This is a genomic window from Micromonospora sp. NPDC000663, assembly GCF_042898105.1.
Taxonomy (GTDB): Bacteria; Actinomycetota; Actinomycetes; order Mycobacteriales; family Micromonosporaceae; genus Micromonospora.
In genome coordinates, this window is the sequence record NZ_JBIAYR010000001.1 from 906,110 (window position 1) to 932,115 (window position 26,006).

Sequence of the window (26,006 nt, forward strand, 5' to 3'; positions counted from 1 at the left end):
ATTCTACGGCCGCGCCGCCGACCCGCCCAGGCCGCGCCGCCGACCCGCCGCCGACTCGTCGCGGCGCGCGTCGTCTAGCCGTTCCGGCACGCCGACGGCCGGCGTGGGGGTGACCGCGGCGCGGCGCGGCGGCTCCCGGGCGCGGCGTCGTGCCGCCTGACGCATAGGATGTGCGGTCATGGCACGCGTGCTCACTCCCCGCGCGGAGGACTTCCCCCGCTGGTACCAGGACCTGATCGCCAAGGCGAAGCTGGCCGACAACGGCCCGGTCCGCGGCACCATGGTCATCCGCCCGGCCGGTTACGCCATCTGGGAACGGATGCAGGCCGAGATGGACGCCCGGATCAAGGCGGCCGGCGCGGAGAACGCGTACTTCCCGCTGTTCATCCCGGAGAGCTACCTCAAGCGTGAGGCCGAGCACGTCGAGGGCTTCTCGCCGGAGCTGGCGGTGGTCACCCACGGCGGTGGCAAGCAGCTCGCCGAGCCGGTGGTGGTGCGCCCCACAAGCGAGACGGTCATCGGCGAGTTCATGGCCAAGTGGATCGACTCGTACCGGGACCTGCCGCTGCTGCTCAACCAGTGGGCGAACGTGGTCCGGTGGGAGCTGCGTCCGCGGATCTTCCTTCGTACCAGCGAGTTCCTCTGGCAGGAGGGGCACACCGCGCACGCCACCCGCGAGGACGCCCGGGCGTACGCGCGGCGGATCCTGCACGAGGCGTACGAGGACCTGATGGTCAACGTGCTGGGCATCCCGGTGGTGGTGGGCCTGAAGACGGCGCGTGAGCGGTTCGCCGGCGCGACTGCCACGTACACCTGCGAAGGCATGATGGGCGACGGCAAGGCGCTCCAGCTGGGCACCAGCCACGAGCTGGGCCAGAACTTCGCCAAGGCGTTCGACATCAGCTACTCCGCCAAGGAGGGGGGCCGGGAGCACGCCTGGACCACGTCCTGGGGCACGTCGACACGGATGCTCGGTGGCCTGATCATGGCGCACGGCGACGACAACGGTCTGCGGGTGCCGCCGAGGCTGGCCCCGATCCAGGCGTACATCATGATCGTCAAGGATGGCGAGGGCGTCGCGGAGGCGGCGGCCAAGCTGCGCGACGGCCTGCGCGACGCCGGCGTCCGGGTCGCGCTCGACGACCGGACCGACACCGCCTTCGGTCGCCGGGCCGTCGACGCCGAGCTGAGGGGCTATCCGGTACGCGTCGAGGTCGGCCCCCGTGACCTGGCGGTCGGCAACGCGACTGTGGTGCGTCGTACGGACGGGTCGAAGTCCCCGACGCCGGTGGCCGACGTGGTCGGCGCGGTACTCGCCGCCCTGGAGGCCGACCAGCAGGTGCTGCACGACCAGGCGCTCGCTCACCGGCTGTCCCGCACGGTGGAGGTGGCCACCCTCGCCGAGGCGATCGAGGCGGCCGCTACCGGCTGGGCCCGGGTGCCGTGGTCGGCGGTCGGCGTGGCCGGCGAGGCCGAGGCGAACGGTCAGGGTGTCACGGTGCGCTGCCTGCTGCGGGCCGACGGCTCGGTCCCGGATTCGGAGGACGAGCCGGACCTGGTCGCCATCCTCGCCCGCGCCTACTGAGGTGCTCGTCGACCGGTTCCAGCCGGGTCGGCTGATCATGCACCGGAACGTGCGGCACGGCCGGATCGGGTGGGTCCGGCCGGGCCGGGTGGTCAGCGACGACGAGCGTGGCCTGCTGGTGTGGATCGCCCGGGACTCGCCGGTGGCCCACGAGGTGACCGAGGCGGGGTTGGGGATGCGGGCGGTGCCGTTCGCGCAGTGGATCTCGTCGTCGTACCGGCTGGCGCACGGCCGCTGGAACGGTCCGCCGCTGTTGAAGTTCCTGCCCACCGGGGCGGCGCACTCGGTGTGGTGGTTCCGCGACGCGCAGGGCCGGTTCGCCCACTGGTACGTCAACCTGGAGGAGCACGGCGTCCGCTGGGACGACGGCCCGGTGGCCGGCGTCGACGTGGTGGACCAAGACCTCGATGTGGTGGTGCGCCCGGACCTGAGCTGGCAGTGGAAGGACGAGGACGAGTTCGTCGAGCGGCTCGCCTTCGGGGACGACTACTGGGTCACCGACGAGAAGGCGGTCCGGGCCGAGGGGGAGCGGGTGATCGCGCTCGCCGAGGTGGGTGCGTTCCCGTTCGACGGCAGTTGGTGCGACTTCACGCCCCCGGCAGACTGGGACGTACCGGACGAACTTCCGCCGGGATGGGACCGTCCGCCGGTGCGTTGAGCGGTGTTCCCGGTCACCGGTGGCGTGGTGTCCGGGTCCGATGCGGGAGATCGGCAGCGGATCTGGCAGAATGGGTCGCTGGTATCCGGCGCGCGTCCGGCGCCCTCTAACCCGGGCGCGTCGCCAGTCCACCGAGTTGTCTCCGGCCCAACCCCACTGTGCCGGTCGGCGCTCACCCATGCACACCGCCCGTACCGGGCCGGTGAGATCGCAACAGGAGCGAAACAACTGTGGCCGTAAAGATCCGGCTCCTGCGGATGGGCAAGATCCGCAACCCGCAGTACCGCATCGTCATCGCCGACTCGCGCACCAAGCGTGACGGTCGTGCGATCGAGTTCGTCGGGGTGTACCAGCCGAAGGAAGACCCTTCGGTCATCGAGGTCAAGTCGGAGCGGGTCCAGTACTGGCTGTCCGTCGGCGCCCAGCCGAGCGAGGCGGTGCAGCGGCTGCTGGAGCTGACCGGTGACTGGCAGAAGTTCAAGGGCCTGCCGGCCCCGCCGCCGCTGCTGGTCGCCCCCGAGAAGGCCGACCGCAAGGCGGTGTACGAGGCTGAGTCGAAGGCTGCCGCCGGGCTGGCCCCGGAGACCCCGGCCAAGCCGGCCAAGAAGGCCGCCAAGGCCGCCGAGGCTCCGAAGGCCGACGCCCCGGCTGAGGCTCCCAAGGCCGAGGCTCCCAAGGCCGAGGCTCCGGCCGAGGCCCCGGCTGCCGCTGCCGACGCCGGTGAGCAGGCCTGACATGCCTCTGCGTCCGGCGTTGGAGCACCTGGTCAAGGGCATCGTCGATCACCCGGACGACGTCCGGGTGCGGATGGTCGATTCCCGTCGGGGCAAGCGGCTCGAAGTCCGCGTGCACCCCGAGGACCTCGGCACGGTGATCGGGCGGTCCGGCCGGACCGCCAAGGCGCTGCGTCAGGTGATCGGCTCCATCGGCGGGCGCGGGGTACGCGTCGACATCGTCGACTCGTACTGATGCAGCTCGTCGTCGGAAGGATCGGCAAGCCGCACGGCGTCCGCGGTGAGGTCACCGTGGAAGTGCGGACCGACGAGCCCGAAGCACGGTTCGCCCCCGGCACGGTGTTGCGCACCGAGCCGGGGGCGACGCCCGCGCCGACCGCCGATGAGCCCGGGGTGCCGTTCCAGGTGCCCGCGGAGCTGACCATCGAGGAGGCCCGCTTCCACCAGGGGCGGATGCTTGTCGCGTTCGACGGCATCCTGGACCGGAACGCCGCCGAGGCACTGCGCGGCACCCTGCTCGTGGTGGACAGCGCCGACGTGGCGCCGCCGGACGACCCGGAGGAGTTCCACGACCACCAGCTCGTCGGGCTGGCCGTGGTCACCCCGGCCGGTGAGCGTCTGGGCGAGGTTGCCCGCATCGACCACGCGCCCTCCTCGGACCTGCTGGTGCTGCGCCGCCCCGAGGGGCGTACCGCGCTGATCCCGTTCGTCAGGGCGATCGTTCCGGAGGTCGACCTGGCCGGCGGACGTGTGATCGTCGACCCGCCGGCCGGCCTGCTCGACCTTTAGGACCCACCCCCCATGCGCGTCGACGTCGTGTCGATCTTTCCGGAGTACTTCGCCCCGCTGGACCTGTCGCTCATCGGTCGGGCCCGGGCCAACGGCGTACTCCAGCTCGCCGTGCACGACCTGCGGACCTGGACCCACGACGTGCACCGCACGGTCGACGACACCCCGTACGGCGGCGGCCCGGGCATGGTGATGCGGCCCGAGCCGTGGGGTGAGGCGCTGGACGCCCTGGCGCCGGTCGACGCACCGCCGCCCCGGCTGCTTGTGCCCTCGCCGGCCGGTGTCCCGTTCACCCAGGCCATGGCGCACGAGTTGGCGGCCGAGTCGCACCTGCTCTTCGCCTGCGGCCGGTACGAGGGCATCGACCAGCGGGTGTTGACGCACGCCGCGACGCGGATGCCTGTCACCGAGGTCTCACTCGGTGACTACGTGCTGTTCGGCGGCGAGGTGGCGGTGCTGGTGATCCTGGAGGCGGTCACCCGGCTGCTGCCCGGGGTGCTGGGCAACGCCGGCTCGCTGGACGAGGAGTCGCACGCCCACGGGCTGCTGGAGGCGCCGATCTACACGAAGCCGCCGAGCTGGCGTGGGCACGACGTGCCCGAGGTGCTCCGCTCCGGCGACCACGGCAGGATCGCGCGGTGGCGGCGCGAGGAGGGGCTGCTGCGGACGGCCTCCCGACGGCCGGACCTGCTGGCCGCGCTGCCCGCCGACCGGCTCGACAAACGGGACATCGCGGCTCTGGACCGGGCCGGATTTCAGTCACCACCGGGGGATGTGGCAAAGTAGGGGGGTTGCCGCATCCGTCCGCGCCCGTGGGCGGCTGCGAGGATCCCCGACCGGGGTCGGCCCGCCGACCGCCACCCGGGGATCAGAATCACCCACCCGCGCACCGAGTGACGGTGCGCCGTGAGCCTTACGAGGACGCAGCGATGAACATCCTGGACGCCCTTGACGCCCAGTCGAAGCGGACCGACCTTCCCGACTTCCGTGCCGGTGACACCGTCAAGGTGCACGCGCGGGTCGTCGAGGGCAACCGGTCCCGTGTCCAGATCTTCCAGGGCGTCGTGATCCGTCGCCAGGGTGACGGTCTGCGCGAGACCTTCTCCGTCCGCAAGGTCAGCTTCGGTGTCGGCGTCGAGCGGACCTACCCGCTCAACGGCCCGGGCATCGACCGGATCGAGGTCGTGACCCGCGGTGCCGTGCGCCGCGCGAAGCTGTACTACCTGCGCGAGCTGCGCGGCAAGAAGGCCAAGATCAAGGAGAAGCGGGAGAAGCAGCCCAGCTGACTTCCCGCTCGCCACGCCGCCTGAGCTGCGCGTATGCCGTACCGTCCGGACCGCACTACCCTGGTCGTACGGGCGCAGCCAGGCGGCGGCCCCGCCCTCGTGGCGGGCAGCCGTCCACAACCGCCCGTGGAGCCTCGACGAGGCTCCCGGGCGGTGGTGTTTCTGCGGACCGGGGAGTGGCGTGGTGCAGACGCTTGACGAGGACGGCACCGTCGATCCGTGGCGCCGACGGGCCCGCCGTGGCCGCCGCCAGATGCCCCTCTGGCAGGAGTTGCCGCTGCTGCTGATCGTCGCGTTCTGCCTCGCGGTGCTGATCCGCACGTTCCTGCTCCAGGCGTTCTTCATCCCGTCCGGCTCGATGGAGGACACCCTCCTGATCGGCGACCGGGTGCTGGTCAACAAGGTCGTCTACGACGTCCGTGATCCGGTACGCGGCGAGGTGGTGGTGTTCCGGGGCACCGACCGCTGGGCGCCGCAGGTCGACGAGCAGCCGGAGCCGGGCTTCGCCGGCAAGCTCGCCCGCACAGTCGGCGACCTGGTCGGGGTGAGCCGCCCCGGCGAGAAGGACTTCATCAAGCGGGTGATCGGGGTTCCCGGGGACCGGGTGAAGTGCTGCGACACCCAGGGCCGGGTGACCGTCAACGGCACCCCGCTCACCGAGACGTACGTGCTGCGGGACTCCCCGCTGGACCTGCCGCCCAACCCGCAGGAGTGCCGCTCCCGGCGCTTCGACGAGGTGGTCGTGCCGCCCGGGCAGATCTTCGTGATGGGCGACCACCGGGAGGTCTCGCAGGACGCCCGCTGCCAGGGGCCGGTGCCGATCGACAACGTCGTGGGCCGCGCCTTCATGGTGGTCTGGCCGTCGTCGCGGTGGACCGCCCTGTCGGTGCCGCCGACGTTCGCGGACGTGGCCGGGCCCGTCACGGCCTCTTCGGGCGCGCCACCGATCCGACCCACCCCGCAGGGTGGCGTGCTGCTGATTCTTCCCCTGGCGGTGGCGCTGCGGGCTTCCCGCGCGTTCCGGACGGTGACGTCCAGCCCGGCAACGTAGGCTCCTTGGCGTGATTGACGAGCAGACCGACAAGCCGCGTAGCTCCTTCTGGAAGGAGCTGCCGATCCTGCTGGGTGTGGCGATCCTGGTCGCGGTGCTGGTCCGCGCCTTCGTGCTGCAGACCTTCTTCATCCCGTCCCCGTCCATGGAGAACACTCTCAAGATCGATGACCGGGTGCTGGTCAACAAACTGGTCTACGACTTCCGGTCACCGCACCGCGGCGAGGTGATCGTCTTCAAGGCGCCGACCGAGTGGAGCGGCAACCCCGACGGTGAGGACTTCATCAAGCGGGTGATCGGTGTGGGCGGCGACCACGTGGTCTGCTGTGACCCGCAGGAGCGGCTGATCATCAACGGCAGGTCGCTTGACGAGCCGTACATCTTCTCGATGGACGGGGTCCGCGACAAGCCGGCCGACCAGGAGTTCGACATCACCGTGCCGAAGGGCCGGCTGTGGGTGATGGGTGACCACCGTTCGGCGTCGGGTGACTCGTTGGAGCACTGGCAGCAGTCCGGGCAGAACATCACCGAGGCCACCATCCCCGAGGGGGAGGTCGTCGGGCGGGCGTTCACCGTCTTCTGGCCGGTCAGCCGGGCCACCTGGCTGACAGTCCCCGAGCAGTTCGAGGGCATCCCCAAGCCGTAGGACCGACAGGGGGCGTGGGCGAACCGCCTCCCGTCTGGCAGGCTGGGGCGGTGACCGTCTACACCCCTCGACGCGCCGCCCGCGTGCTGCTCGTCGACGCGGCCGGTCGGGTGCTCCTCTTCCACGGCTTCGACCCGGCCCGCCCCGGGCACCGCTACTGGTTCACCCCGGGAGGTGGGCTCGGCGCGCAGGAGTCACCGGCGGCGGGCGCCGCCCGGGAGTTGGCCGAGGAGACCGGGTTGCGGATCGACCCCGCCGAGCTGGGCGAGCCCGTCTGGTCCGACACGACCGAGTTCCCGTTCGACGGCACCTGGTACCGGCAGGAGCAGGACTTCTTCCTCCTTCGGGTGCCGCGGTGGCAGGTCGACACGGTCGGTTTCGACGACGTCGAGCGGCGCAGCATCGCCGGCCACCGCTGGTGGCCGCCCGCCGAGCTGTCCGTCAGCGGCGAGCGGTACTACCCGCCGGAGCTGCCCGAGCTGCTGGCCCGACTCCTGCCACCGACCGCCGAGGCCCGTCCCGAGGAGGCGCCGTGCTGACCCCGCCGCGCACAGTCGTACGCCGCGAGGCCGGGCTGTACGCGCTGGAGCGGGCGCTGCAACGGCGTGGCTTCCGGCACGTGGCCGGCGCCGACGAGGCCGGCCGGGGCGCGTGCGCCGGCCCGCTGGTCGCCGCCGCCGCCGTGCTGCCCGAGGGGCGGCGCGGCGAGATCGAGGGCCTGGCGGATTCCAAGCTTCTCACCCCCGCCAGCCGGGAACGGGTGTACGCGGAGGTCGTGGACCGTGCCCTGGCGTACGCCGTGGTGGTCATCCCGGCAGAGGAGGTCGACGCCCGGGGGTTGCACGTGTGCAACCTCGCGGCGATGCGTCGGGCGCTCGCCTCGCTCACCACCCGACCGGAGTACGTGCTGACCGACGGCTTCGGCGTGGACGGCCTGGGCGTGCCGGGGCTGGCGGTGTGGAAGGGCGACCGGGTCGCCGCGTGCGTGGCGGCGGCGAGCGTGCTGGCCAAGGTCACCAGGGACCGGATCATGGTGGAACTGGACGGCGTGTTTCCGGCGTACGGGTTTGCCGAGCACAAGGGCTACATCACGCCGGAGCACAGCGCCGCCCTGCGGGAGCACGGGCCGTGCCGGGAGCACCGTTTCTCGTACGTCAATGTCGCGGTGGTCTCCGGCCGCGACGGCCGGCCGCCGCGCTCCCGCCGGCCCGTCGGCGCGGGCGCGGACGAGCCGATGGAGCGCTCGTGGGCGTCAGGGGGTACCGTCGGCGTGGCGTTGGGCGAGCAGGCTCGACCTCCGGCGCCGGTGGGGGAAGATGTGGTCATGGAAGGCGGAGTGCGATGAGCGCGGAAGATCTCGAGAAGTACGAGACCGAGATGGAGCTTCAGCTCTACCGGGAGTACCGCGACATCGTCCGCCAGTTCTCGTACGTGGTGGAGACGGAGCGTCGGTTCTACCTGGCCAACCAGGTCGACCTGCACGTGCGCAACTCCGACGGCGAGGTCTACTTCGAGGTCGAGATGCACGACGCCTGGGTGTGGGACATGTACCGTCCTGCCCGCTTCGTGAAGAACGTCCGGGTGATGACCTTCAAGGACGTCAACGTCGAGGAGCTGGAGAAGCCCGACATCTCGCTGCCCGCCGACTCCGGCTTCGGCGGCTGACCGCACCACGGGGCCACGCCACGGGCCCCCACCCGTGGCCTGACCCGCCTGTCACTCGGCCGGCACCACTACCTCGACCCGCTGTACCAGGTTGTTGGCGAAACCACCCCTGTTCCACGGCTGTTCCACCGGCTGGGTCCGCCCGGACGCGTCGGTCGCCCGCGCGCCGAACACGTACCGGCCCGGCGTGGCGGGCCACTCGTACCGCCACCGCCGCCAGGCGAAGTCACCACCGTCCGGCGGGTCCAGCTCGGCCGACGCCCAACTCCTGCCGCCGTCGGTGGTGACCTCCACGGCGACCACAGGCGCGTGCCCCGACCAGGCCCGACCATCCACAGTGCACGGCCCGGGCCGCACCACCCGGCGGCGGGACATGAAGTCCGGGAAGCCGGGCGGGCGGACCAACGCGCGGGGCTCGATCCGGGTCACCGGCACACCCGGGTCGTCGGCGTCGCGGCGCAGCCGGTACGCCACCGCGTTCTGGTAGCCCTCGAACGGCTCGGTCCTGACCTCCACCGAGTGCAGCCACTTCACGTGCGCCATGCCGTACCAGCCGGGCACGATCAGCCGCAGCGGGGCGCCGTGCTGCGGCAGCAGGGGAGCGCCGTTCATCTCGTACGCCAGCAGCACCTCGTCGCGCAGCGCGTCGGCGACCGGCAGCGCCCGCTGGTAGTCCTGCTCGATCCCGCGCTCGACGCCGTGATCGGCGCCGGTGAAGACCACGTCGACCGCGTCCGGCCCGAGGCCCGCGTCGCGCAGCAGCGGAGCGAGGGGCGTACCCGTCCACTCGGCGTTGCCGACGGCCTCCACGAGCCACGGCTGGCTGACCGGCCGCGGGTGCAGCAGCGCACGGCCGTTGCCTGCGCACTCAAGCGTGACCTGGTGGGTGACCCGGGGGCGTTCGCGAAGCTCGGCCAGGCTGACTGTCAACGGCCGGTCGACGGCGCCGCCGACGGTCAGCGCGTGCGTGGCCGCGTCCACCTCCGGGATGTCGTAGTGGATCAGCAGGTAGTGCAGGCCGGCCGGGGTGACGTCGTACCGCAGCGCCTCCAGGGGGATGCCGTGGTTGCGGGCGGCCAGCTGCAACTCCTCCGCGCTGATCGCCTCGTCCGGCCCGGCGAGCCTCGACGGGCCGCTCACCTCGTCCAGGGTCGGCATCCGGTCATCGACACTGGTCATGTGGGGGGCCTCCCTGGTCCGGGCGGCGGCGCGCGCCGCACCGGCCCAGCCTAGGCCCTCGCCGTCGACGCGGGCACGGCCCGGCGTTCGACCGCGACGGCGGCCGGCGGTCGTCCGGCCGGCGGGGTTCGGCCGGCGGTCGTCCGGCCGGCGGGGTTCAGTCGGCCAGGAAGCGGAACATCGTCACGCCCTGCGGCAGTGGCCGGGGCTCACCGACGAGCCGGTGTACGCCGACGCCCACCCGGTCCGCCGGGGTGCTGACCGCCACCTGCGCGAAACCCTCCTCGGCGAACCAGTCACAGATGGTGGGCACCAGATCGGGCTCGCCCCGGTGCCGCGTCCAGACCACCGTGCCGCCGCTCGCGCAGAGCGCGGCACAGTGCCCGACGGTCGCCCGGATGTCGAGGTCCGATACGTTCCCGAACACCCCGCAGAACAGCACCAGGTCGGCCGGTGCCAGATCGGCGTACGCGTCGGTCGCCGCCGCGTCGCCCGCCACCACCTGGACGCCCGTCAACCCGGCCGCGTGGACGGCGTCCTTCGCCAGCGCGACGTTGCGCGGCTCGAGTTCGACGAGGCGGGCGGTCACATCGTCCCGGCGGGGGTGCGCGGCGAGCACCGGGATCAGGTCCCGCCCCTGACCGGCGCAGGCGCTGATCACCCGTAGCGGCCCGGCGGGCGCCCGATCGAGAGCCGTCCGGACCTGTTTGCGCACCTCGGCGAGGCGGGCGGCCAACGCCGACCCCGGCCTGTCGTAGTCGTCGTGCCAGGAGAGCCAGTCCTTCGTCATCGGCCCAGCCTAGGCAGCGTCCGCGAGCGGCGGGACATAGCAGATCATCGACGGGTACGGGTGCTCGTCCACAGCACCTCCGGTTGTCCACAGCGTCGCGGTGCGGGATGGCGGACGATCAGGCAGTGGCCGGAGGCTGCCGTCATGCCACAGTCATCTGTCCGCCGTGCCTGCTCGGTCGGCCGCACCGTCCTGCTCCGCGCCGCGTTCGCTCTCGTGCTGGCCGTGCACCTCTGCGGGCTGACCGTGCTCGTGGCGGCTGCGCCGGGCCACCCACCGCCGCGGGCGGTGCCGGCGTCCTCTGCCGTGGACATCGCCCCGGAGCGGTTCCGCTTGCCGCTCGACGGCCCGCCGGCCCCGGTACGCCGATTCGACCCACCGCCCCGGCCATGGCTGGCCGGGCACCGGGGGGTCGACCTGGCCGCCCCGGCGGGCGCGGTGGTCCGCAGCGCCGGGCCGGGCACTGTGCTCTTCGCGGGCCTGGTGGCCGGCCGCCCGGTGGTCACCGTGGGGCACGCCGGGGGGCTGCGGACCACCCACGAGCCGGTACGGCCGGCCGTGCGCCCCGGCCAGCCGGTCACCGCCGGCGCGCCGCTGGGCGAACTGCTGCCGGGGCATCCGGGCTGCCCGACCGAAGCGTGCCTGCACTGGGGTCTGCGTCGGGGCGACGAATACCTGGACCCGCTGGCACTGCTCGGCCTCGGTCCGGTGCGACTGTTCCCGGTCGCCGGCACCGGGTTCGCCGGCACCGGCGCGCCGACCGGCGCAGCCGGTCAGCCACGCCGCTCGTCGGCGGTCAGTGCCGAGCTGACTGCCACCACGACGCGTTGGCCGCCGCGTGGGTGACCGGTTCGATGACCTCCCACACCTCGGCGATGAGCCCGTCGGTGACACGCAGGACGTCCACGACCACGATCTCCGGCCCCGGGTCGGGCAGTCGGCGCCGCGAGTGCACCACGACGTGGTCACCCTCGGCCAGCAGGTGCAGGATCTCGACACGCATCCCGGCGGTCGGGGCCGACGCCGCTCGGACAGCGGCGAGCCACTCGGCCCTCGTCGAGGTTGTCGAATCCGGTCGATGATGAACGAAGTCCTCGCTCAGGAACGAGGCGAGCGTGTCGACGTCACCCGTCTCGACCAGCCCCGCGAGCGCACTGTGGACGATTGCCCTGTTCTCGGTCGTCATGGGCGCAAGTGTTTGCCCGGCCCGTCCGGTTGTCGATGACATCGCATGTCATGGCGTCCCGCACGACGATGAGTACGCTCCTGACCGTGCACACCGTCGGGCACCTTCTGCGGCAGTGGCGGCAGCGCCGAGGGCTCAGCCAACTCGACCTGGCGATCGCCGCGGATGTCTCCGCCCGGCACGTCAGCCTCGTCGAGACCGGCAGGTCCAGGCCCAGTCCGAACATGATCCTCCGGCTCGCCGACCAGCTCCACGTGCCGCTGCGTGACCGCAACCGGTTGTTGCTCGCCGCCGGTTTCGCGCCCCGGTACGCGGAACGCCCCCTCGACGACACCGCCCTGTCGGCCGCCCTCGACGCGGTCCGGCGGGTCCTTCAGGCGCACGAGCCGTTCCCTGCGCTGGTCTTCGACCGCCGGTGGAACATCGTGCTGACCAACCGCGCGGTCGACCCGTTCTTCGCGCATGTCGCCCCCGACCTGCTGCGGCCACCGGTGAACCTGATCCGGCTGGGCCTGGACCCGCGCGGGCTCGCGCCCCTGGTCGTCAACCTGGCCGACGTGCGCGCCGTGTTCCGCAGTCGGGTCTCCCGCCAGCTCGCCGCCGCCCCCGACGAGGAACTCACCGCGCTCTACGAGGAACTGCTGAACCCCCTGCCCGAGGACCCGGTCGACAATCGGGTCGACGCCGACGTGGTGATCCCGATGATCCTCCGGATCGGCGGTCGGGAGGTGCGGCTCTTCTCGACAATCACCACGTTCGGCACCCCCACCGACATCACGGTCGACGAGATCGCCATCGAGTCCTACTACCCGGCGGACGCGCAGAGCGCGGCCTACTTCACCGGCTAGCGGAAAGTCAGCGCTGGGCGAGCAGGGCCGGCAACCGCACGGCCAACCGTTCGTACTCGCCGGCGGTGTTGTACACCTGACCCGCGAGCCGCAGCCATCCCCTGCCGTTCCAGCCGATCACGGCGACCTCGGCGGCGAGCCGCTCGCTGATCCGCGTCTGCAGGGCCCGGGCCGCCTCGATGGTGGTGGCGATGCCGGCGGGCAGCGGAATGAGACGCATGGACACCCCCGGTCCGCCGGGGTCGGGCAGTTGCGCGGGGGGCACCCCCAGCGCGTCCCCCACGACCCGCTGGCCGTACGCGGCGAGCGCGGAATTGTGCGCCCGTACCCGGTCGACGCCGAGACTGCGCAGCGTGAACAGGCCGGTAGGGGCGGCCAACCAGGACGTGTAGTCCAGGGTGCCCTGCCATTCGACCCGGGCCGGGTAACCGGCGTCCTGCTCCCAGGAGACCACCAACGGCTCGATCCGGTCCCGCCACCCCGGCGCCACCGCCAGCAGCGCCGTCCCGCGTGGGGCGAACCCCCATTTGTGCAGGTTGCCCGCCCAGAAGTCGGCGCCGATGCTGCTCACCGTCGTGGCGAGCATGCCCGGGGCGTGCGCGGCGTCCACCAGGACCGGCACACCGTGTTCGTGGGCCACGGCGACGATGGCGGTGGTCGGGAAGAGACGGGCGGTGACCGAGGTCAGCTGGTCGATGACGAGCAGCCGTGTCCGTCCCGGGCGCAGGCCGGTCCGGATGGCCTGGACGATCTGCTCGTCGGTGTCGGCCAGGGGGATCGGCAGGACCCGGTTGACAGCCCCCGACCGCCGGCACTCCCGCTGGATGGCCAGGGTCACAGCCCCGTACCCGTGGTCGGTGGTGAGCACCTCGTCGCCCGGTTTCAGGCCCATCGACTGGAGCACCACGGCGACGCCCGTGGTGGTGTTGCCGACCAGGGCACTGCCCTCAGGGTCGGCGCCCAGGAACCCGGCGAGGTGCCGGCGGGTGTGCGCGATCCGGTCGACGAGCCCCTGGGTGAAGAAGCGCAGCGGGTTGGCCTCCATCTCGTCGCGCAGCCGCTGCTGGGCCCGCTGCACGGCGATCGGCGCCGCACCGAACGCGCCGTGGTTGAGATAGCTGACCGCCGGGTCCAGGGAGAAGAGCAGGCGGGCGCCCGGGATCGGCTCGGGAGGCTGCGGGACGCTCACGAGATGATCGTAACCGCCTGGCGTTCCGCCCTCCGGACCGTTGATCAGGCGCGCGGGTGCGCCTGGCGGTAGGCGGCACGCAGCCGTTCCACCGAGACGTGCGTGTAGATCTGCGTGCTGGCCAGCGACGAGTGGCCGAGCAGCTCCTGCACGGCGCGCAGGTCCGCGCCGCCCTCCAGCAGATGGGTGGCCGCGGAGTGGCGCAGCCCGTGCGGGCTCGTCCGCGGTAGACCCGCGGCCTCGGCGTACCCACCGACGACCGTGCGCGCGGTCGTCGGGTTGAGCCGACCACCCCGGGCGCCGAGCAGCAGAGCACTGCCCGAGTGGGCGCCGACCAGCACCGGCCGGCCGCGGAGCAGCCACTCGTCCAGGGCCCGCTGCGCCGGCACCCCGTACGGCACCGAGCGTTCCCGCCCGCCTTTGCCGAACACCCGGACGACCCGCCGGCCGTGATCGACGTCCCCGATGTCCAGCCCGCAGGCCTCGCTTACCCGTACCCCTGTGGCGTAGAGCAGCTCCAACAGCAGCCGATCGCGCAGCAGCACCGCCTCGGCCGCCGGCCCGCCCGCCGTGTCAGCGGTCTTCGCGCCAGCGCCGTCGGCGGTCGCCTCCGTCACTGAGGCGCGCTCGGCGTCCATCCCGCCTGCGGTCACCGCCGCGGTGGTCGTGTCGTCGCTGACCATGTCGGTGGTGGTCGTGTCGTTGGTGGTCGTCGGCCGCCGGGAGGGTGCCTCGACGAGGGCGGCGGCCTGGTCGGCGCGCAGGACGCTGGGCAGCTCCCGGTGCGCACGCGGGCTGGCCAGCGCCGCACCCACATCGGCGGGGAGCAGGCCGGCGCGGTGCGCCCAGGCGCTGAACGCCCGCGCCGACGCGGCCCGCCGGGCCAGCGACGTACGGGCGGCGCCCGTGGTCCGCTGCCGGGCCAGCCAGCTGCGCAGCACCGACAGGTCCAGCTCGCCCAGCTCGACGCAGCCCATCCGGACGGCGTGGTCGAGCAGCGAAACGACATCGGTGACGTACGCGCGGACGGTGTGCGCCGACCGGTTACGGACCCGGGAGAGGTGGTCGGCGAAGTCGTCCACCGCATCGCGCAGCGCCGGCGGGAGCTCCTGGTGGGTGGCCCGGGTGCCCCGGGCGGACCGGCTCATCGCCGACGCGCCGATCGTGGCCGCGTGGATGCCCGCCGCACGGCACGGGCACCCCCACTGACAGCTGGCACGGCACCAGCGTACGGCCGGGTGTCCCGCACCGCCGGCACGCCGATGTCAGCTCTGCCTAACGGCGGTTCGACCGCCTGACGAGGAACAGGACCACACCGCCGATGAGAACGGCGGACGTGACGAGACAGCACAGCGTGGCGATGTGCCACGGCCTGATCGCACCCATGACCGTGGACCGTACCGGTCCGTCCGCGCACCCGTCGCCCCGCTCAGGTGCCCTGCTTGGCCTTGGCCGTGGCGGGCGGGGCGAGGGCGTAGCCGTCCTCGCGTCGGACCACCATGGACAGCTGCTCCAGGAGCGACAGCTTGCGCAGCGCGGTCCGCACGTCGACGCCGGCGCGACCGGCGAGCCTGTCCACGCCCATCGCGCCCCGGCGGGGGAGCGCCTCCAGCAGCGACCGGGTGTCGTCGTCAAGCGCGTCGGTCGGACGCTGAGGGCCTCGGGCCGGCGGAGCCAGGTCCGCGCCGATACGGCCCACCTCCTCCAGCACGTGTGCCACACCGGTGACCAGTCGTGCCTTGGGCTGGTCGCGGAGCAGTTCGTGTGCGCCGACCGACATGGCCGAGGTCACCGGTCCGGGCACCACCATGGCCACCCGGCCGGTGTGGATGGCCCGCCGCGCGGTCTGCGTCGCGCCGCTGCGCGCCGACGCCTCCACCACGACTGTGCCCAGCGTGCCCCCGGCGATCACCCGGTTGCGGATCAGGAACCGGGGCCGTAGCGGCTCGGCACCCGGTGGCCACTCGCTGACCAGCAGGCCGGTGTCGGCGATCCGGTCGAAGAGCGCTGTGTTGCCCATCGGGTACGGCCGGTCCACGCCGCAGGCCAGCACCGCGACGGTCAACCCGCCGGCGTTCAGGGCACCCCGGTGGGCGGCCGCGTCGATGCCGAAGGCGCCGCCGGACACCACTGTCCAGTCCCGCTCGGCCAACCCGTACCCCATCTCGGTGGCGACGTGCTGGCCGTAGCCGGTGGCGGCCCGCGCGCCGACCACCGCCACCGAACGCTCCAGCGCCTCGCCGAGCGGCCAGCCCCCGCGTACCCAGAAGCAGAGCGGCGGCGCGGTCTCGCCGTCCACCCGGCGGGTCACGTCGGGGAGTCGCAGCTCGGCGAGCCCACCGACCCGGGTCGGCCACTCCTCGTCGTCGGGGGTGACCAGCCGCGCCCCGAGCCGTTGCGCCCGCTCCAGCGCCTCAGCGGCGACCGCCCGGGCGTCGCCGGTGGCCGACCGAGCCGCCACGGTGGCGTGCAGCCAGCCGTCCGGGCTGCCGCCGTCGAGCAGCAGATCCAGTGTCGCCACCGGCCCGAACCGCTCGACCAGCCGGTGCACCACCCTGGTGCCCGGCTCGGCCAGCCAGGTCAGCGCCACCCGGGCCAGCCGGCTCTCCTCGTCGGCGCTCACGTCGCCTCTCCCGTCCGTAGTTGGGTCGCCTCACGGACGTCGTCCAGATCCGGCCGGTCCCGACCGTCCAGATCCGCGATCGTCCACGCCATCCGGATCACCCGGTCGAAGCCGCGCGCCGACAGCGAGCCGGAGTCGAGCCGGCCACGCAACTCGGCGGTGACCCGGGCGGGCAGTCGCCACGGCGGCCGGCGCAGGTGCGGGCCGTCCACCTCGGCGTTGAGCCTCCGGCCCAGACCGGCCCAACGGGTGGCCGCCGCCCGGCGGGCCGCCGCCACCCGCGCGGCCACCGTGGCCGACGACTCGGCGTCTGCGCCGGACGCCATCAGCTCCGCCGCCCGGACCGGCATCAGCCGCACCTGCACGTCGATCCGGTCGAGCAGCGGGCCGGAGAGCCGGCCGAGGTAGCGGCGGCGTACCAGTGGCGTGCACTCGCAGTGCGCGTCGCCGGACGGCTTCGCGCACGGACACGGATTGGCCGCCAGCACCAGCTGGGTCCGGGCCGGGTATTCGGTGCCACCGCCGCTGCGGCTCAGCTGGATCCGGCCGTTCTCCAGTGGCTGGCGCAGCGCCTCCAGCGCGGCCTTGCTGAACTCGGGGGCCTCGTCGAGGAAGAGCACCCCGCGATGGGCCAGCGACACCGCCCCGGGCCGGGCCAGCCCCGAGCCACCTCCGACGAGCGACGGAACACTCGCCGTGTGGTGCGGCGCCTGGAACGGCGGACGGCGCAGCAGGTGGCCGCCCGGCGGCAGCAGCCCGGCCACCGAGTGCAGCGCCGTCACCTCCAGCGCCGCGTCGTCGTCCAGCTCAGGCAGGATCGACGGCAGCCGCTCGGCCAGCATCGTCTTGCCCGCCCCGGGCGGGCCGAGCAGCGCCACGTGGTGCCCGCCGGCGGCGGCGACCTCCAACGCGCGCCGCCCCAACTGCTGCCCGGCGACCTCGGCGAGATCCGGGCCGCCGGCGTCGGGTGTCGGAGTCGTCTCCGGTGGTTCGATCAGGGGAGTGCCGTCGCGGACGAAGGCGACAAGTCGGTGCAGGGTGTCGACCGCGCGCACGCGTACCCCGGGGATGACCGCCGCCTCGGCGGCGTTGCCGGTCGGCACGATCACCCGCCCGACGCCGGCGCGGGCCGCGGCGGCGACCATCGGGAGTACGCCCCGCACCGGCCGAACCGTCCCGTCCAGTCCCAGTTCGCCGAGGATGACCACCCCCTCCAGCGGGAGCAGCGGCAGCTCACCAGAGCCGCCCAGGAGCGCGGCGGCGATCGCCAGGTCGAAGGCCGAACCGAACTTCGGCAGTGTGGCGGGCAGCAGGTTGAGGGTGATCCGGCGGTTCGGCCAGCGCTGGCCGGAGTTGACCACGGCGGCGCGGACCCGGTCCCGCGCCTCGTGCAGGGCGGTGTCCGGTAGCCCGGAGATCACCACGGCCGGTAGCCCGGCGGCCAGGTCGGCCTCGACCTCGACCAGGTGTCCGGTGACCCCGACCAGCCCCACGCACAGCACCTTCGCGTAGCTCATGGCGCGTCACCGACCCGGTCGGTGCGCATCTCAGAACGCGCCCTTGAGGTGGTCGACCTGGGCCGGACCGCTGTCGGGCAGCCGTACCGAGAGCACGTCGAACCGCACCTCGTCGGCGCTCGTGCCGGTCTCGGCGAGCCACCGCGCGGCGAGACCGCGCAACCGACGTGCCTTGGCCGGTACGACGGCCTCGGCCGGTGTGCCGAAGTCGTCGCCCCGGCGGGTCTTCACCTCACAGAAGGCGAGCACCGGCCCGTCCCAGGCGATGATGTCGATCTCCCCGGCCGAGCAGCGCCAGTTCCGGGCGACCGGGCGCAGTCCCGCCTCGGTGAGGTGCCGGGTGGCGCACCGTTCGCCGTACGCCCCGACGGCCTGGTTCCGCTTCGTCATGCCCGGCACGCTGCCCGCCGGGCGGGGGGCGCCGCGACCCGTGGTCCCTGCACCTGTGGACAAGGGGCGACCTGTGGACGACCGGACGATCAAGCCCGCGCCGTGCTATGCCGCGGATCGAGGGGCCGACCCTCGCCGCTGGTGGCGGGGCGGGGCGGGCCGAAATGACGCGGCCGTGGCTGGTCGCATACGGTGCCGGACGTGGACGGACGACGGAGCTTTCCCGAAGATCAGGAGTCGCGCTGGTATCCCGACGAACGGGGTCGCGGCTACGGCGAGGCGGAGTGGCGTGCGGCGGGTGAACCGCGATACGGGGACAGCGAGGTTCCCGAGCAGCGTGGCGCGGACGGCAGCCGGTACGACGAGGACACCGGCGCCGGTCGCCGCCGGGAGCCCGACTCGGGCCGCTTCGGCGCGGTGGACGCGGGTCGTTTCGGTACGCCGGAGTCGGATTCCGGGCGCTTCGGTGCTGTCGACGCCCCGCCGCCCCGCTTCGGTACGGGCGAGTCCGACTCGGGACGGTTCGGCGCGGTCGACCCGCTTGGTGACGCGCGGCCGGAGGGGGAGGGTTACCGGGCAACCCGCTCGCGCAGGGCGGATCGGGATCCCTCGGAGACCTCGGGTGAGCTGCCCGGTCGACGGGCGGCCCGGGAGCAGGCCCCGACCCCGCTGACCACCGCAGCGCCGGAGGTCGTCGCGGACACCCCACCCGCCGCAGTGCTCGCCGACCAGACCCGGCCCGCCCCGCTCGGCGGGTACCCGATCATCGAACCGACCCGGGGCGCCGGCGAGACGCCGCACCCGCTGGAGATGCCGACCGGCCCGATGCCCGGTATCGGTCCCCGTGTCGACCCGCCCGTGGTCGAGTCGCCGGCGTACCCCCCGGTCGCCGACGGCGTGTACCGGACCCGCCGGCCGGCGCTGGCGGTGCTCTTCGCCCTGCTGGTGTTGATCTTCGAGGTGCCGGCGCTGCGGGTGCTGCTGGCCGGCGTGACAGGCGACCCGGTGTCCGCCGGCAACGTGGTGGCGGGCATCGCCCTGGTCGCCGGCCTGCCGATCCTCGCGACCGGGCTGTACGGGCTGCGGACCGGCGGCCTCGCGCTCTCCGACTCCGGCCGTGGCTGGCTGCGCCCGCCGGCGGCCTACCTGACCGCCGGCCTGGTGCTCTTCGTGGCCGCCGCGCTCGCCGCCGGCTGACCCGGTCCGGACCTCCCGGTCTGAGTGATCCACAGCCGCCCGGCGCGGCTGATGATCCACCCAACAACACGGAAATAGTGGCCTCCACCGACAAGGAGGCCACTATTTCGATGAAGTAGCGCGATCAAGCCGCGGCCAGGCGGCAAGGCCCGCGATCAAGCCCGGCCAGGCAAGGACGAGCCGGGAGAGCGGCGGTCGCGCGGCACCCCGGGCAGCACCCCGGGGCGGCTGGGCGGGGGAGGCGCGTACACTTGTCGACTGGCGACCGCCTTGCGCGGTCGACCTCGCGTGCCCTCTTCACGAAATCGTCGTGGAGCGACGGCCTCCCTGGTCCCGATCCTGATCGGGCCCACCATGGGCCGGCGACCAGGCACCAGGACGCCCGGCCACCGGCCGGGCGTGACAACCAGGGATCTTGAGGAGTAACCCAACCATGGCCGTCGTGACCATGCGTCAGCTGCTGGAGAGCGGTGTCCACTTCGGGCACCAGACCCGCCGCTGGAACCCGAAGATGAAGCGCTTCATCATGACCGAGCGCAACGGCATCTACATCATCGACCTGCGCCAGACTCTCGACTACATCGAGAAGGCGTACGAGTTCGTGCGTGGGACCGTCGCCGAGGGCGGCAGCATCCTGTTCGTCGGCACCAAGAAGCAGGCCCAGGAGGCCATCGCCGAGCAGGCGACCCGGGTCGGCCAGCCGTACGTCAACCACCGCTGGCTCGGTGGCATGCTCACCAACTTCCAGACCGTGTACAAGCGGCTCCAGCGGATGAAGGAGCTGGAGGGCCTGGGTGACCTCAGCGGCACCGCCGCCGGTTACACCAAGAAGGAGACGCTCCAGCTCTCCCGCGAGAAGATCAAGCTGACCCGCACCCTCGGTGGTCTGCGGGACATGCAGAAGCTCCCCGCCGCGGTCTGGATCGTCGACACCAAGAAGGAGCACATCGCCGTCGACGAGGCCCGCAAGCTGGGCATCCCGGTGATCGCGGTGCTGGACACCAACTGCGACCCGGACGAGGTCGACTTCCCGATCCCGGGTAACGACGACGCGATCCGCTCGGCCGAGCTGCTGACCAAGGTCGTCGCCGCCGCCGTCGCGGACGGTCTGATCGCGCGTTCCGGCCGTCGCCGGGGCGGGGACGAGAAGCCCGAGGGTGTCGCGAGCGACGAGCCGCTGGCCGAGTGGGAGCGCGAGCTGCTGGAGCCGAAGAAGGCCGACGAGTCGGCCGCCCCGGCCGAGCAGCCGGCCGCTACCGCCACCGAGCAGCCCGCCGCCACCGAGCAGCCGGCGCAGGCCGCCACCGAGCAGCCGGCGGCCGCCACCGCGGAGTGACCGCGCCGTCGCTGCCCCGCCGTCCGTTTTCGCGGACGGCGGGCAGCGGCGGTACGCCGGGCACGATCCGCCCGGATCCGGGTAACCGGCACCTCTGACCATCCACACGCCGTCTCAACACCGAAGAGAGAGCCATGTCCCAAATCACCGCCGCGGACGTCAAGAAGCTCCGCGACCTCACCGGCGCCGGCATGATGGACAGCAAGAAGGCGCTGACCGAGGCCGAGGGCGACTTCGACAAGGCCGTCGAGATCCTGCGCGTCAAGGGCGCCAAGGACGTCGGCAAGCGGGCCGGTCGTACGGCCGCCAACGGCCTGGTCGCCCACTCCGGCCAGGCGCTGCTCGAGCTGAACTGCGAGACGGACTTCGTCGCCAAGACCGAGTCGTTCATCGCGCTGGCCCAGCAGCTCGTCGAGCACGGTGAGCGCTCCGGTGTGACGAACGCCGAGGAGCTGCTCGCCAGCGAGCTCGACGGCAAGGTCGTCGCCGACCTGATCCAGGAGCAGTCCGCCAAGATCGGCGAGAAGCTGGTCCTCAACCGGTTCGCCAAGGTCGAGGGCACCACCGCGGTCTACCTGCACCGCAAGGCTCAGGACCTGCCGCCGGCCGTTGGCGTGCTGGTGTCGTACACCGGCAAGGCCGACGAGGCGGGCGACGCCGACGCCCGTGGTGTGGCCATGCAGATCGCCGCGATGCGGCCGAAGTACCTCACCCGGGACGAGGTTCCGGCCGAGGTCGTCGAGTCCGAGCGGCGCATCGCCGAGCAGACCGCCCGCGAGGAGAACAAGCCCGAGGCGGCCCTGCCGAAGATCGTCGAGGGTCGGGTGAACGCCTTCTTCAAGGACTACGTCCTCGTCGAGCAGGCGTCGGTGGCCGACAACAAGAAGTCGGTGAAGCAGGTGCTGGCCGAGGCCGGCATCGAGGTCACCCGCTTCGTGCGGTTCGAGGTCGGCCAGGCCTGAGCCGCCGCCGGGCGCCGCGCGCGCCCGTGGCGCAAGACGTCGACGAGGAGGCCGCCGGTGTACGTGACAGGCACCGCGGCCTCCTCGTCACATAGGGTCGGCAGCGGCAGGTTCGTGGTACGCGCCGCACGGGGCGTGCGCGTGGGGAAGGGCGGGGCGGATGACGCAGGTTGTGAGTGACCGGACGCTGGCGGTGGACGATCCGACGGCACCGCCGCCGGGACGTGCCCGCCGGGTGGTGCTGAAGCTCTCCGGTGAGGTGTTCGGTGGCGGCGCGATCGGCGTCGACCCGGACGTCGTCCAGGCCATCGCCCGGCAGATCGCGACAGTGGTCCGTCGCGGCGTGCAGGTCTCCGTGGTCGTCGGTGGCGGCAACTTCTTCCGCGGCGCCGAGTTGCAGAAGCGGGGGATGGACCGGGCCCGCGCCGACTACATGGGCATGCTCGGCACCGTGATGAACTGCCTCGCGTTGCAGGACTTCCTGGAGAAGGAAGGCATCGAGACCCGGGTGCAGAGCGCCATCACGATGGCCCAGGTCGCCGAACCGTACATTCCGTTGCGGGCGATCAGGCACCTGGAGAAGGGCCGCGTGGTCATCTTCGGCGCCGGCGCGGGCATGCCGTACTTCTCCACCGACACGGTGGCCGCCCAGCGGGCGCTGGAGATCCGGGCCGACGTGGTGCTGATGAGCAAGAACGGCGTGGACGGCGTCTACACCGCCGACCCGCGGATCGACCCCACCGCCAGCAAGCTCGATTCGATCACCTTCTCCGAGGTGCTGCGCCGTAACCTGCGGGTGGCCGACGCGGCGGCGTTCAGCCTCTGTATGGAGAACGGCCTGCCGATGCTGGTCTTCGGCGCGCAGGGTGACGACACCATCATCCGCGCGGTGGGTGGCGACAAGATCGGCACCCTGATCACCGCCTGACGACTTTCAGCAGAGCCCACGACGAGCACAGAAGGAGGCGAGGAGACCGGTGATCGACGACACCCTCCTCGAGGCCGAGGAGAAGATGGAGCGTGCGGTCGAGCACGCCAAGGAGGAGTTCGGCGCCATCCGCACCGGCCGCGCCAACCCCGCCATGTTCTCCAAGATCATTATCGACTACTACGGCACGCCCACGCCGCTTACCCAGATGGCGTCCGTCGCGATCCCCGAGCCGCGGATGGCCATCATCAAGCCGTACGACAACTCGCAGATCAACGCGATGGAGAAGGCGATCCGCGACTCGGACCTCGGGGTGAACCCGAACAACGAGGGCAACCAGCTGCGCATCCTGCTCCCGCAGATGACCGAGGAACGCCGCCGCGACATGATCAAGGTGGCTCGGCACAAGGGCGAGGAGGCCAAGGTGGCGATCCGCAACGTCCGCCGCCGTGGCAAGGAGGAGCTGGACCGGATCGTCAAGGACGGCGAGGCCGGCGAGGACGACGGTCGTCGTGCCGAGAAGGAGCTGGACGACCTGACCCAGCGGTACGTCGCCAGCATCGACGACCTCGTCAAGCACAAGGAGACCGAGCTTCTCGAGGTGTGACCCCGGCATCCGTACGCTGCGACGAGGCCCGACCTGGCTCCCGGGGCGGGCCTCGCGCGCGTCCGGCACACGCCGGGGGAGTGCTCAGAGGGCCGCCCTCGTCCGCCTCGCCCGGACGGCGGGTGCAGTAGGCTCGGCAGGATTCCCGACCACCGGGCGGTGAACACCGGGAATCGACCGACCGTCGGGGCGGTCAATCGGAGGAACATCGCGCGTGTAGGGGATGGTTGTGGTCTTGCGTCATGTGGTCGTTCTCGAGCCACGTCGCGGTGCGTGATGTCCCACCCCGACCCCTACGTGGGAGAGCCGCGCGGCTGGGACCGGCCGGAGCGTCCGGTGGCGCTGCCCTGGCCGGAGCCCGAGATCGAGGCGGGCCAGTGGAGTCGCCGCCCGCCCGGCCCTGAGCTGTACGCGGAGCCACGCACCCGCCCGTACGCCGAGCCGGTGCCGGCGGACCGCGACGCTTTGACCCGTCACGACGGCCCGCAGCGGTACGACGAGCCCGGCCGGTACGACGAGCCCGGCCGGTACGACGGCCCGGAGCCCTTCGGCGGGCCGGGCCGCCTCGACGACGACACCGACTATCCGACCGCCCAGATCGCCCCCATCGGGGCCGAGCTCGGTCCGGACCTGGATCCGGTGACCGAGCCCGATCCCGTGCCGCCGGCCGGCCGGCGGCCGAAGGGCCGACGTCGGGCCAGCGTCGACCGGCCGGCCACCCAGCAGCTGGGCACCGGGCGGGCGGGCCGCAACCTGCCCGCGGCGATCGGTGTGGGGCTGGGCCTCGGCGCGCTGATCGTGGTGCCGCTCGTCATCTACCCGTTGGCGTTCCTGCCGGTGCTCGCCGGTGCGGTGGCCATCGGCATGTGGGAGATGGCCCGCGCGGTCCGCCGCAGCGGGGCGCACCCGCCGTTGGTGCCGTTGATCGCCGGTGGCGTGCTGACTGTGGGTCTGGCCTGGTTCGCCGGCCCGGACGCGCTCAGTCTGGGGCTGCTGGTCACCGTGCTGGGCACCATGATCTGGCGGTTGGGCGACGGCCCGGCGGGCTTCCAGCGGGATCTGACGGCGGCCACCCTGATCGCGGTCTACGTGCCGTTCCTGGGGGGGTTCGCGGCGCTGCTGGCGGCGGCCCCCGACGACGGCCCGCTGCGCATTCTGGCCACACTTGTCGCGGTGGTCCTCTCCGACACCGGCGGGTACGCGGCGGGCGTCTCGTTCGGCAAGCACCCGATGGCCCCGTCGATCAGTCCGAAGAAGTCCTGGGAGGGCTTCGCCGGTTCGGTGAGCGCGGCGGCGCTGGGCAGCGCGCTGCTGCTGTGGCTCATGTTGGACGTGGCGCCCTGGTGGGGCGCGGTGTTCGGGGTGGCCGTCTCGTGCGCGGCGGTCCTCGGTGACCTCGCCGAGTCGATGATCAAGCGGGACCTCGGGGTCAAGGACATGAGCAACCTGCTGCCCGGGCACGGCGGGCTGATGGACCGCCTGGACTCGATCCTGTTCGCGGTGCCGACCGCCTACCTGTTGTTGGCGATCTTCGTGCCGGTGGTGGGGTGAGGCATGGATCACCGCGCCCCGGTCTTCCCGATCCGGCGGTCGGGACCGGTTCGGCACCTCCGGACGGGTGTGTGCCGCCCGAGGCGTGACACACTGGACCAGCCATGACGAGCCTGCCCCTGATCCCCGCCATCTCGGACGCCCCTGCCGCGCGCCGGGCCTCCATGCCCCCTCAGCACCTCGCTGACCTGGACCTGGCGGGCCGCCAGGCGTTGGTCGCCGAGTTGGGTGAGCCGGCGTTCCGCGCCAAGCAGGTCTCCAACCACTACTTCGGGCGGCTCGTCCGCGACCCGCAGGCGATGACCGACCTGCCCGCGGCGACCCGGGAGCGGCTGGCCGACCAACTGCTGCCGAAGCTGCTCACCCCGGTCCGGGAGTTGGCCTGCGACGACGGCGCCACCCGCAAGGCGCTGTGGAAGTTGCACGACGGCGCGCTCGTGGAGAGCGTGCTGATGGGTTACCCGGACCGGGTGACCGTCTGCATCTCCAGCCAGGCGGGCTGCGGCATGGCCTGCCCGTTCTGCGCGACCGGCCAGGCCGGGCTGACCCGCAACCTGTCCACCGCCGAGATCGTCGACCAGGCGGTCTACCTGGCCGGGGTGGCGGCGTCCGGCGCGGTCGCCGGCTCACCGCCCCGGCTGTCGCACGTCGTCTTCATGGGCATGGGCGAGCCGCTTGCCAACTACAACCGGGTGATCGCGGCGATCCGTCGCCTGGTCAGCCCCGCTCCGGAGGGCCTCGGCCTGTCCCAGCGGCACATCACCGTTTCCACGGTGGGCCTGGTTCCGGCCATCCGCCGACTGGCCAGCGAAGACCTCTCTGTGACCCTTGCGTTGTCGTTGCACGCCCCCGATGATGATCTGCGCGACGAACTCGTGCCGGTGAACCAGCGCTGGAAGGTAGCCGAGGTGCTGGACGCAGCGTGGGACTACGCAGCCCGGACGGGCCGTCGCGTGTCGATCGAGTACGCGATGATCAAGGACGTGAACGACCAGCCGTGGCGAGCTGATCTGCTCGGGCGGCTGCTGGCCGGCAAGTTGGCGCACGTGAACCTCATCCCGCTCAATCCGACGCCGGGCAGCCGCTGGGACGCGAGCCCGAAGCCGGTGGAGCGGGAGTTCGTCCGGCGTTTGCGCGACGCCGGGGTGTCCACCACCGTACGGGACACCCGGGGTCGTGAGATCGACGGCGCGTGTGGCCAACTCGCCGCCGCCGAGGACACCGACACCAACACCGACCGCGCCGGAGATGCACCGGCGTGACCGGGCGTGGCGAACGAGACCAGGAGA

At 72.5% G+C, this 26,006-nt stretch carries 28 protein-coding genes and 3 pseudogenes; 21 read left to right on the top strand and 10 right to left on the bottom strand.

The window, feature by feature from the left end:
• Positions 1 to 3: 3 nt before the first annotated feature.
• Positions 4 to 180 (bottom strand): hypothetical protein, encoded by a 177-nt coding sequence (locus tag ACFY1S_RS04350; RefSeq protein WP_387112767.1) that lies wholly within the window; start codon positions 178 to 180, stop codon positions 4 to 6.
• Here ACFY1S_RS04350 and proS point away from each other — a divergent pair.
• The 12 genes from proS to ACFY1S_RS04410 all read left to right on the top strand — a co-directional run bounded on the left by proS (position 179) and on the right by ACFY1S_RS04410 (position 8,414).
• On the top strand, positions 179 to 1,585 hold the full coding sequence (gene proS / locus ACFY1S_RS04355) for a proline--tRNA ligase (protein ID WP_387112769.1): 1,407 nt from the start codon (positions 179 to 181) through the stop codon (positions 1,583 to 1,585). The two genes, ACFY1S_RS04350 and proS, sit on opposite strands and share 2 nt — an antisense overlap.
• Before the next feature lie 37 nt (positions 1,586 to 1,622).
• Positions 1,623 to 2,243 (top strand): DUF402 domain-containing protein, encoded by a 621-nt coding sequence (locus tag ACFY1S_RS04360; RefSeq protein ID WP_387114284.1) that lies wholly within the window; start codon positions 1,623 to 1,625, stop codon positions 2,241 to 2,243.
• A gap of 230 nt (positions 2,244 to 2,473) precedes the next feature.
• Entirely contained in the window at positions 2,474 to 2,977 is a 504-nt protein-coding gene (gene rpsP, locus ACFY1S_RS04365; RefSeq protein WP_387112771.1) for a 30S ribosomal protein S16, read from the top strand.
• On the top strand, positions 2,952 to 3,212 hold the full coding sequence (locus ACFY1S_RS04370; protein WP_172862164.1) for an RNA-binding protein: 261 nt from the start codon (positions 2,952 to 2,954) through the stop codon (positions 3,210 to 3,212). Before rpsP ends, ACFY1S_RS04370 begins: the two co-directional genes overlap by 26 nt.
• Complete coding sequence (rimM, locus tag ACFY1S_RS04375; RefSeq protein ID WP_387112773.1) at positions 3,212 to 3,766, top strand: ribosome maturation factor RimM; 555 nt, start codon at positions 3,212 to 3,214, stop codon at positions 3,764 to 3,766. Before ACFY1S_RS04370 ends, rimM begins: the two co-directional genes overlap by 1 nt.
• Before the next feature lie 12 nt (positions 3,767 to 3,778).
• Entirely contained in the window at positions 3,779 to 4,552 is a 774-nt protein-coding gene (gene trmD / locus ACFY1S_RS04380) for a tRNA (guanosine(37)-N1)-methyltransferase TrmD (protein WP_357990903.1), read from the top strand.
• A 143-nt stretch (positions 4,553 to 4,695) separates the two neighbouring features.
• Entirely contained in the window at positions 4,696 to 5,052 is a 357-nt protein-coding gene (rplS, locus tag ACFY1S_RS04385; RefSeq protein WP_088991045.1) for a 50S ribosomal protein L19, read from the top strand.
• A gap of 181 nt (positions 5,053 to 5,233) precedes the next feature.
• Positions 5,234 to 6,103 carry a signal peptidase I gene (gene lepB, locus ACFY1S_RS04390; protein WP_387112775.1) on the top strand — a complete coding sequence of 290 codons (870 nt, stop codon included), beginning with the start codon at positions 5,234 to 5,236 and terminating at the stop codon, positions 6,101 to 6,103.
• A 10-nt stretch (positions 6,104 to 6,113) separates the two neighbouring features.
• A complete protein-coding gene (gene lepB, locus ACFY1S_RS04395; RefSeq protein WP_203177896.1) occupies positions 6,114 to 6,749 on the top strand; it encodes a signal peptidase I in 636 nt (211 codons plus the stop codon).
• 50 nt (positions 6,750 to 6,799) lie between these two features.
• On the top strand, positions 6,800 to 7,288 hold the full coding sequence (locus tag ACFY1S_RS04400) for an NUDIX hydrolase (protein WP_387112777.1): 489 nt from the start codon (positions 6,800 to 6,802) through the stop codon (positions 7,286 to 7,288).
• Entirely contained in the window at positions 7,282 to 8,094 is an 813-nt protein-coding gene (locus ACFY1S_RS04405) for a ribonuclease HII (RefSeq protein WP_387112779.1), read from the top strand. Before ACFY1S_RS04400 ends, ACFY1S_RS04405 begins: the two co-directional genes overlap by 7 nt.
• Entirely contained in the window at positions 8,091 to 8,414 is a 324-nt protein-coding gene (locus ACFY1S_RS04410) for a DUF2469 domain-containing protein (RefSeq protein WP_007075222.1), read from the top strand. Before ACFY1S_RS04405 ends, ACFY1S_RS04410 begins: the two co-directional genes overlap by 4 nt.
• A 51-nt stretch (positions 8,415 to 8,465) precedes the next feature.
• Here the strand turns inward: ACFY1S_RS04410 and ACFY1S_RS04415 are convergent, their stop codons facing one another.
• Positions 8,466 to 9,593 carry a sulfite oxidase gene (locus ACFY1S_RS04415; RefSeq protein WP_387112781.1) on the bottom strand — a complete coding sequence of 376 codons (1,128 nt, stop codon included), beginning with the start codon at positions 9,591 to 9,593 and terminating at the stop codon, positions 8,466 to 8,468.
• Positions 9,594 to 9,750: 157 nt separating this feature from the next.
• Entirely contained in the window at positions 9,751 to 10,383 is a 633-nt protein-coding gene (locus ACFY1S_RS04420; RefSeq protein WP_387112783.1) for a class I SAM-dependent methyltransferase family protein, read from the bottom strand.
• A 144-nt stretch (positions 10,384 to 10,527) separates the two neighbouring features.
• Between ACFY1S_RS04420 and ACFY1S_RS04425 the strand changes: the two genes are divergently transcribed.
• Positions 10,528 to 11,229, top strand: coding sequence for a M23 family metallopeptidase (locus ACFY1S_RS04425; RefSeq protein WP_387112785.1), 702 nt, complete (start codon positions 10,528 to 10,530; stop codon positions 11,227 to 11,229).
• Here ACFY1S_RS04425 and ACFY1S_RS04430 read toward each other — a convergent pair.
• The gene (locus ACFY1S_RS04430; protein ID WP_387112787.1) at positions 11,180 to 11,569 is read right to left on the bottom strand and encodes a nuclear transport factor 2 family protein; all 390 of its coding nucleotides are present in this window, start codon (positions 11,567 to 11,569) and stop codon (positions 11,180 to 11,182) included. The two genes, ACFY1S_RS04425 and ACFY1S_RS04430, sit on opposite strands and share 50 nt — an antisense overlap.
• Before the next feature lie 68 nt (positions 11,570 to 11,637).
• Here ACFY1S_RS04430 and ACFY1S_RS04435 point away from each other — a divergent pair, with 68 nt between their 5' ends.
• Positions 11,638 to 12,417 carry a helix-turn-helix domain-containing protein gene (locus ACFY1S_RS04435; protein WP_387112789.1) on the top strand — a complete coding sequence of 260 codons (780 nt, stop codon included), beginning with the start codon at positions 11,638 to 11,640 and terminating at the stop codon, positions 12,415 to 12,417.
• A 7-nt stretch (positions 12,418 to 12,424) separates the two neighbouring features.
• On the opposite strand, the gene ACFY1S_RS04440 is transcribed toward ACFY1S_RS04435, so the two are convergent.
• From ACFY1S_RS04440 to ACFY1S_RS04465, 6 genes and pseudogenes are all read right to left on the bottom strand, one after another.
• Positions 12,425 to 13,606, bottom strand: a complete 1,182-nt coding sequence (locus tag ACFY1S_RS04440; protein WP_387112791.1) for an aminotransferase class V-fold PLP-dependent enzyme — start codon at positions 13,604 to 13,606, stop codon at positions 12,425 to 12,427.
• Between the two features lie 44 nt (positions 13,607 to 13,650).
• Positions 13,651 to 14,151, bottom strand: a pseudogene (locus ACFY1S_RS04445) (tyrosine-type recombinase/integrase); the annotation flags it as partial.
• 185 nt (positions 14,152 to 14,336) lie between these two features.
• A pseudogene (locus ACFY1S_RS04450) lies at positions 14,337 to 14,754 on the bottom strand (site-specific integrase); the annotation flags it as partial.
• Between the two features lie 281 nt (positions 14,755 to 15,035).
• On the bottom strand, positions 15,036 to 16,229 hold the full coding sequence (gene dprA / locus ACFY1S_RS04455; RefSeq protein ID WP_387112793.1) for a DNA-processing protein DprA: 1,194 nt from the start codon (positions 16,227 to 16,229) through the stop codon (positions 15,036 to 15,038).
• Positions 16,226 to 17,746: a YifB family Mg chelatase-like AAA ATPase gene (locus tag ACFY1S_RS04460; RefSeq protein WP_387112795.1), complete on the bottom strand. Its 1,521-nt coding sequence runs from the start codon at positions 17,744 to 17,746 to the stop codon at positions 16,226 to 16,228. The genes dprA and ACFY1S_RS04460 overlap by 4 nt, the downstream gene beginning before the upstream one ends.
• A 30-nt stretch (positions 17,747 to 17,776) precedes the next feature.
• On the bottom strand, positions 17,777 to 18,136 hold the full coding sequence (locus tag ACFY1S_RS04465; protein WP_387112797.1) for a YraN family protein: 360 nt from the start codon (positions 18,134 to 18,136) through the stop codon (positions 17,777 to 17,779).
• A 164-nt stretch (positions 18,137 to 18,300) separates the two neighbouring features.
• On the opposite strand from ACFY1S_RS04465, the pseudogene ACFY1S_RS04470 reads away from it, so the two are divergent.
• The 7 genes and pseudogenes from ACFY1S_RS04470 to rlmN all read left to right on the top strand — a co-directional run bounded on the left by ACFY1S_RS04470 (position 18,301) and on the right by rlmN (position 25,979).
• Positions 18,301 to 19,333 (top strand): annotated as a pseudogene (locus ACFY1S_RS04470) (hypothetical protein).
• A gap of 433 nt (positions 19,334 to 19,766) precedes the next feature.
• Positions 19,767 to 20,669 (top strand): 30S ribosomal protein S2, encoded by a 903-nt coding sequence (gene rpsB, locus ACFY1S_RS04475; protein ID WP_387112799.1) that lies wholly within the window; start codon positions 19,767 to 19,769, stop codon positions 20,667 to 20,669.
• A gap of 134 nt (positions 20,670 to 20,803) precedes the next feature.
• Entirely contained in the window at positions 20,804 to 21,631 is an 828-nt protein-coding gene (tsf, locus tag ACFY1S_RS04480; RefSeq protein ID WP_387112801.1) for a translation elongation factor Ts, read from the top strand.
• 160 nt (positions 21,632 to 21,791) lie between these two features.
• Positions 21,792 to 22,559 carry a UMP kinase gene (gene pyrH / locus ACFY1S_RS04485; RefSeq protein WP_151490294.1) on the top strand — a complete coding sequence of 256 codons (768 nt, stop codon included), beginning with the start codon at positions 21,792 to 21,794 and terminating at the stop codon, positions 22,557 to 22,559.
• 49 nt (positions 22,560 to 22,608) lie between these two features.
• Entirely contained in the window at positions 22,609 to 23,166 is a 558-nt protein-coding gene (frr, locus tag ACFY1S_RS04490) for a ribosome recycling factor (RefSeq protein ID WP_121655235.1), read from the top strand.
• A gap of 276 nt (positions 23,167 to 23,442) precedes the next feature.
• A complete protein-coding gene (locus ACFY1S_RS04495) occupies positions 23,443 to 24,717 on the top strand; it encodes a phosphatidate cytidylyltransferase (protein WP_387112804.1) in 1,275 nt (424 codons plus the stop codon).
• Between the two features lie 104 nt (positions 24,718 to 24,821).
• A complete protein-coding gene (rlmN, locus tag ACFY1S_RS04500; protein ID WP_364366780.1) occupies positions 24,822 to 25,979 on the top strand; it encodes a 23S rRNA (adenine(2503)-C(2))-methyltransferase RlmN in 1,158 nt (385 codons plus the stop codon).
• Positions 25,980 to 26,006: the final 27 nt, after the last annotated feature.

What these genes read in the sequence shown, in the direction of transcription:
- ACFY1S_RS04465 (WP_387112797.1), bottom strand. Translation starts at nt 18,136, where the DNA reads ATGACGAAGCGGAACCAGGCCGTCGGGGCGTACGGCGAACGGTGCGCC.
- ACFY1S_RS04425 (WP_387112785.1), top strand. Translation starts at nt 10,528, where the DNA reads ATGCCACAGTCATCTGTCCGCCGTGCCTGCTCGGTCGGCCGCACCGTC.
- ACFY1S_RS04460 (WP_387112795.1), bottom strand. Translation starts at nt 17,746, where the DNA reads ATGAGCTACGCGAAGGTGCTGTGCGTGGGGCTGGTCGGGGTCACCGGA.
- ACFY1S_RS04350 (WP_387112767.1), bottom strand. Translation starts at nt 180, where the DNA reads ATGACCGCACATCCTATGCGTCAGGCGGCACGACGCCGCGCCCGGGAG.
- rplS (WP_088991045.1), top strand. Translation starts at nt 4,696, where the DNA reads ATGAACATCCTGGACGCCCTTGACGCCCAGTCGAAGCGGACCGACCTT.
- tsf (WP_387112801.1), top strand. Translation starts at nt 20,804, where the DNA reads ATGTCCCAAATCACCGCCGCGGACGTCAAGAAGCTCCGCGACCTCACC.
- rpsB (WP_387112799.1), top strand. Translation starts at nt 19,767, where the DNA reads ATGGCCGTCGTGACCATGCGTCAGCTGCTGGAGAGCGGTGTCCACTTC.
- rlmN (WP_364366780.1), top strand. Translation starts at nt 24,822, where the DNA reads ATGACGAGCCTGCCCCTGATCCCCGCCATCTCGGACGCCCCTGCCGCG.
- ACFY1S_RS04360 (WP_387114284.1), top strand. Translation starts at nt 1,623, where the DNA reads ATGCACCGGAACGTGCGGCACGGCCGGATCGGGTGGGTCCGGCCGGGC.
- proS (WP_387112769.1), top strand. Translation starts at nt 179, where the DNA reads ATGGCACGCGTGCTCACTCCCCGCGCGGAGGACTTCCCCCGCTGGTAC.
- pyrH (WP_151490294.1), top strand. Translation starts at nt 21,792, where the DNA reads ATGACGCAGGTTGTGAGTGACCGGACGCTGGCGGTGGACGATCCGACG.
- ACFY1S_RS04410 (WP_007075222.1), top strand. Translation starts at nt 8,091, where the DNA reads ATGAGCGCGGAAGATCTCGAGAAGTACGAGACCGAGATGGAGCTTCAG.
- rimM (WP_387112773.1), top strand. Translation starts at nt 3,212, where the DNA reads ATGCAGCTCGTCGTCGGAAGGATCGGCAAGCCGCACGGCGTCCGCGGT.
- trmD (WP_357990903.1), top strand. Translation starts at nt 3,779, where the DNA reads ATGCGCGTCGACGTCGTGTCGATCTTTCCGGAGTACTTCGCCCCGCTG.
- ACFY1S_RS04430 (WP_387112787.1), bottom strand. Translation starts at nt 11,569, where the DNA reads ATGACGACCGAGAACAGGGCAATCGTCCACAGTGCGCTCGCGGGGCTG.
- ACFY1S_RS04420 (WP_387112783.1), bottom strand. Translation starts at nt 10,383, where the DNA reads ATGACGAAGGACTGGCTCTCCTGGCACGACGACTACGACAGGCCGGGG.
- ACFY1S_RS04415 (WP_387112781.1), bottom strand. Translation starts at nt 9,593, where the DNA reads ATGACCAGTGTCGATGACCGGATGCCGACCCTGGACGAGGTGAGCGGC.
- ACFY1S_RS04495 (WP_387112804.1), top strand. Translation starts at nt 23,443, where the DNA reads ATGTCCCACCCCGACCCCTACGTGGGAGAGCCGCGCGGCTGGGACCGG.
- ACFY1S_RS04435 (WP_387112789.1), top strand. Translation starts at nt 11,638, where the DNA reads ATGAGTACGCTCCTGACCGTGCACACCGTCGGGCACCTTCTGCGGCAG.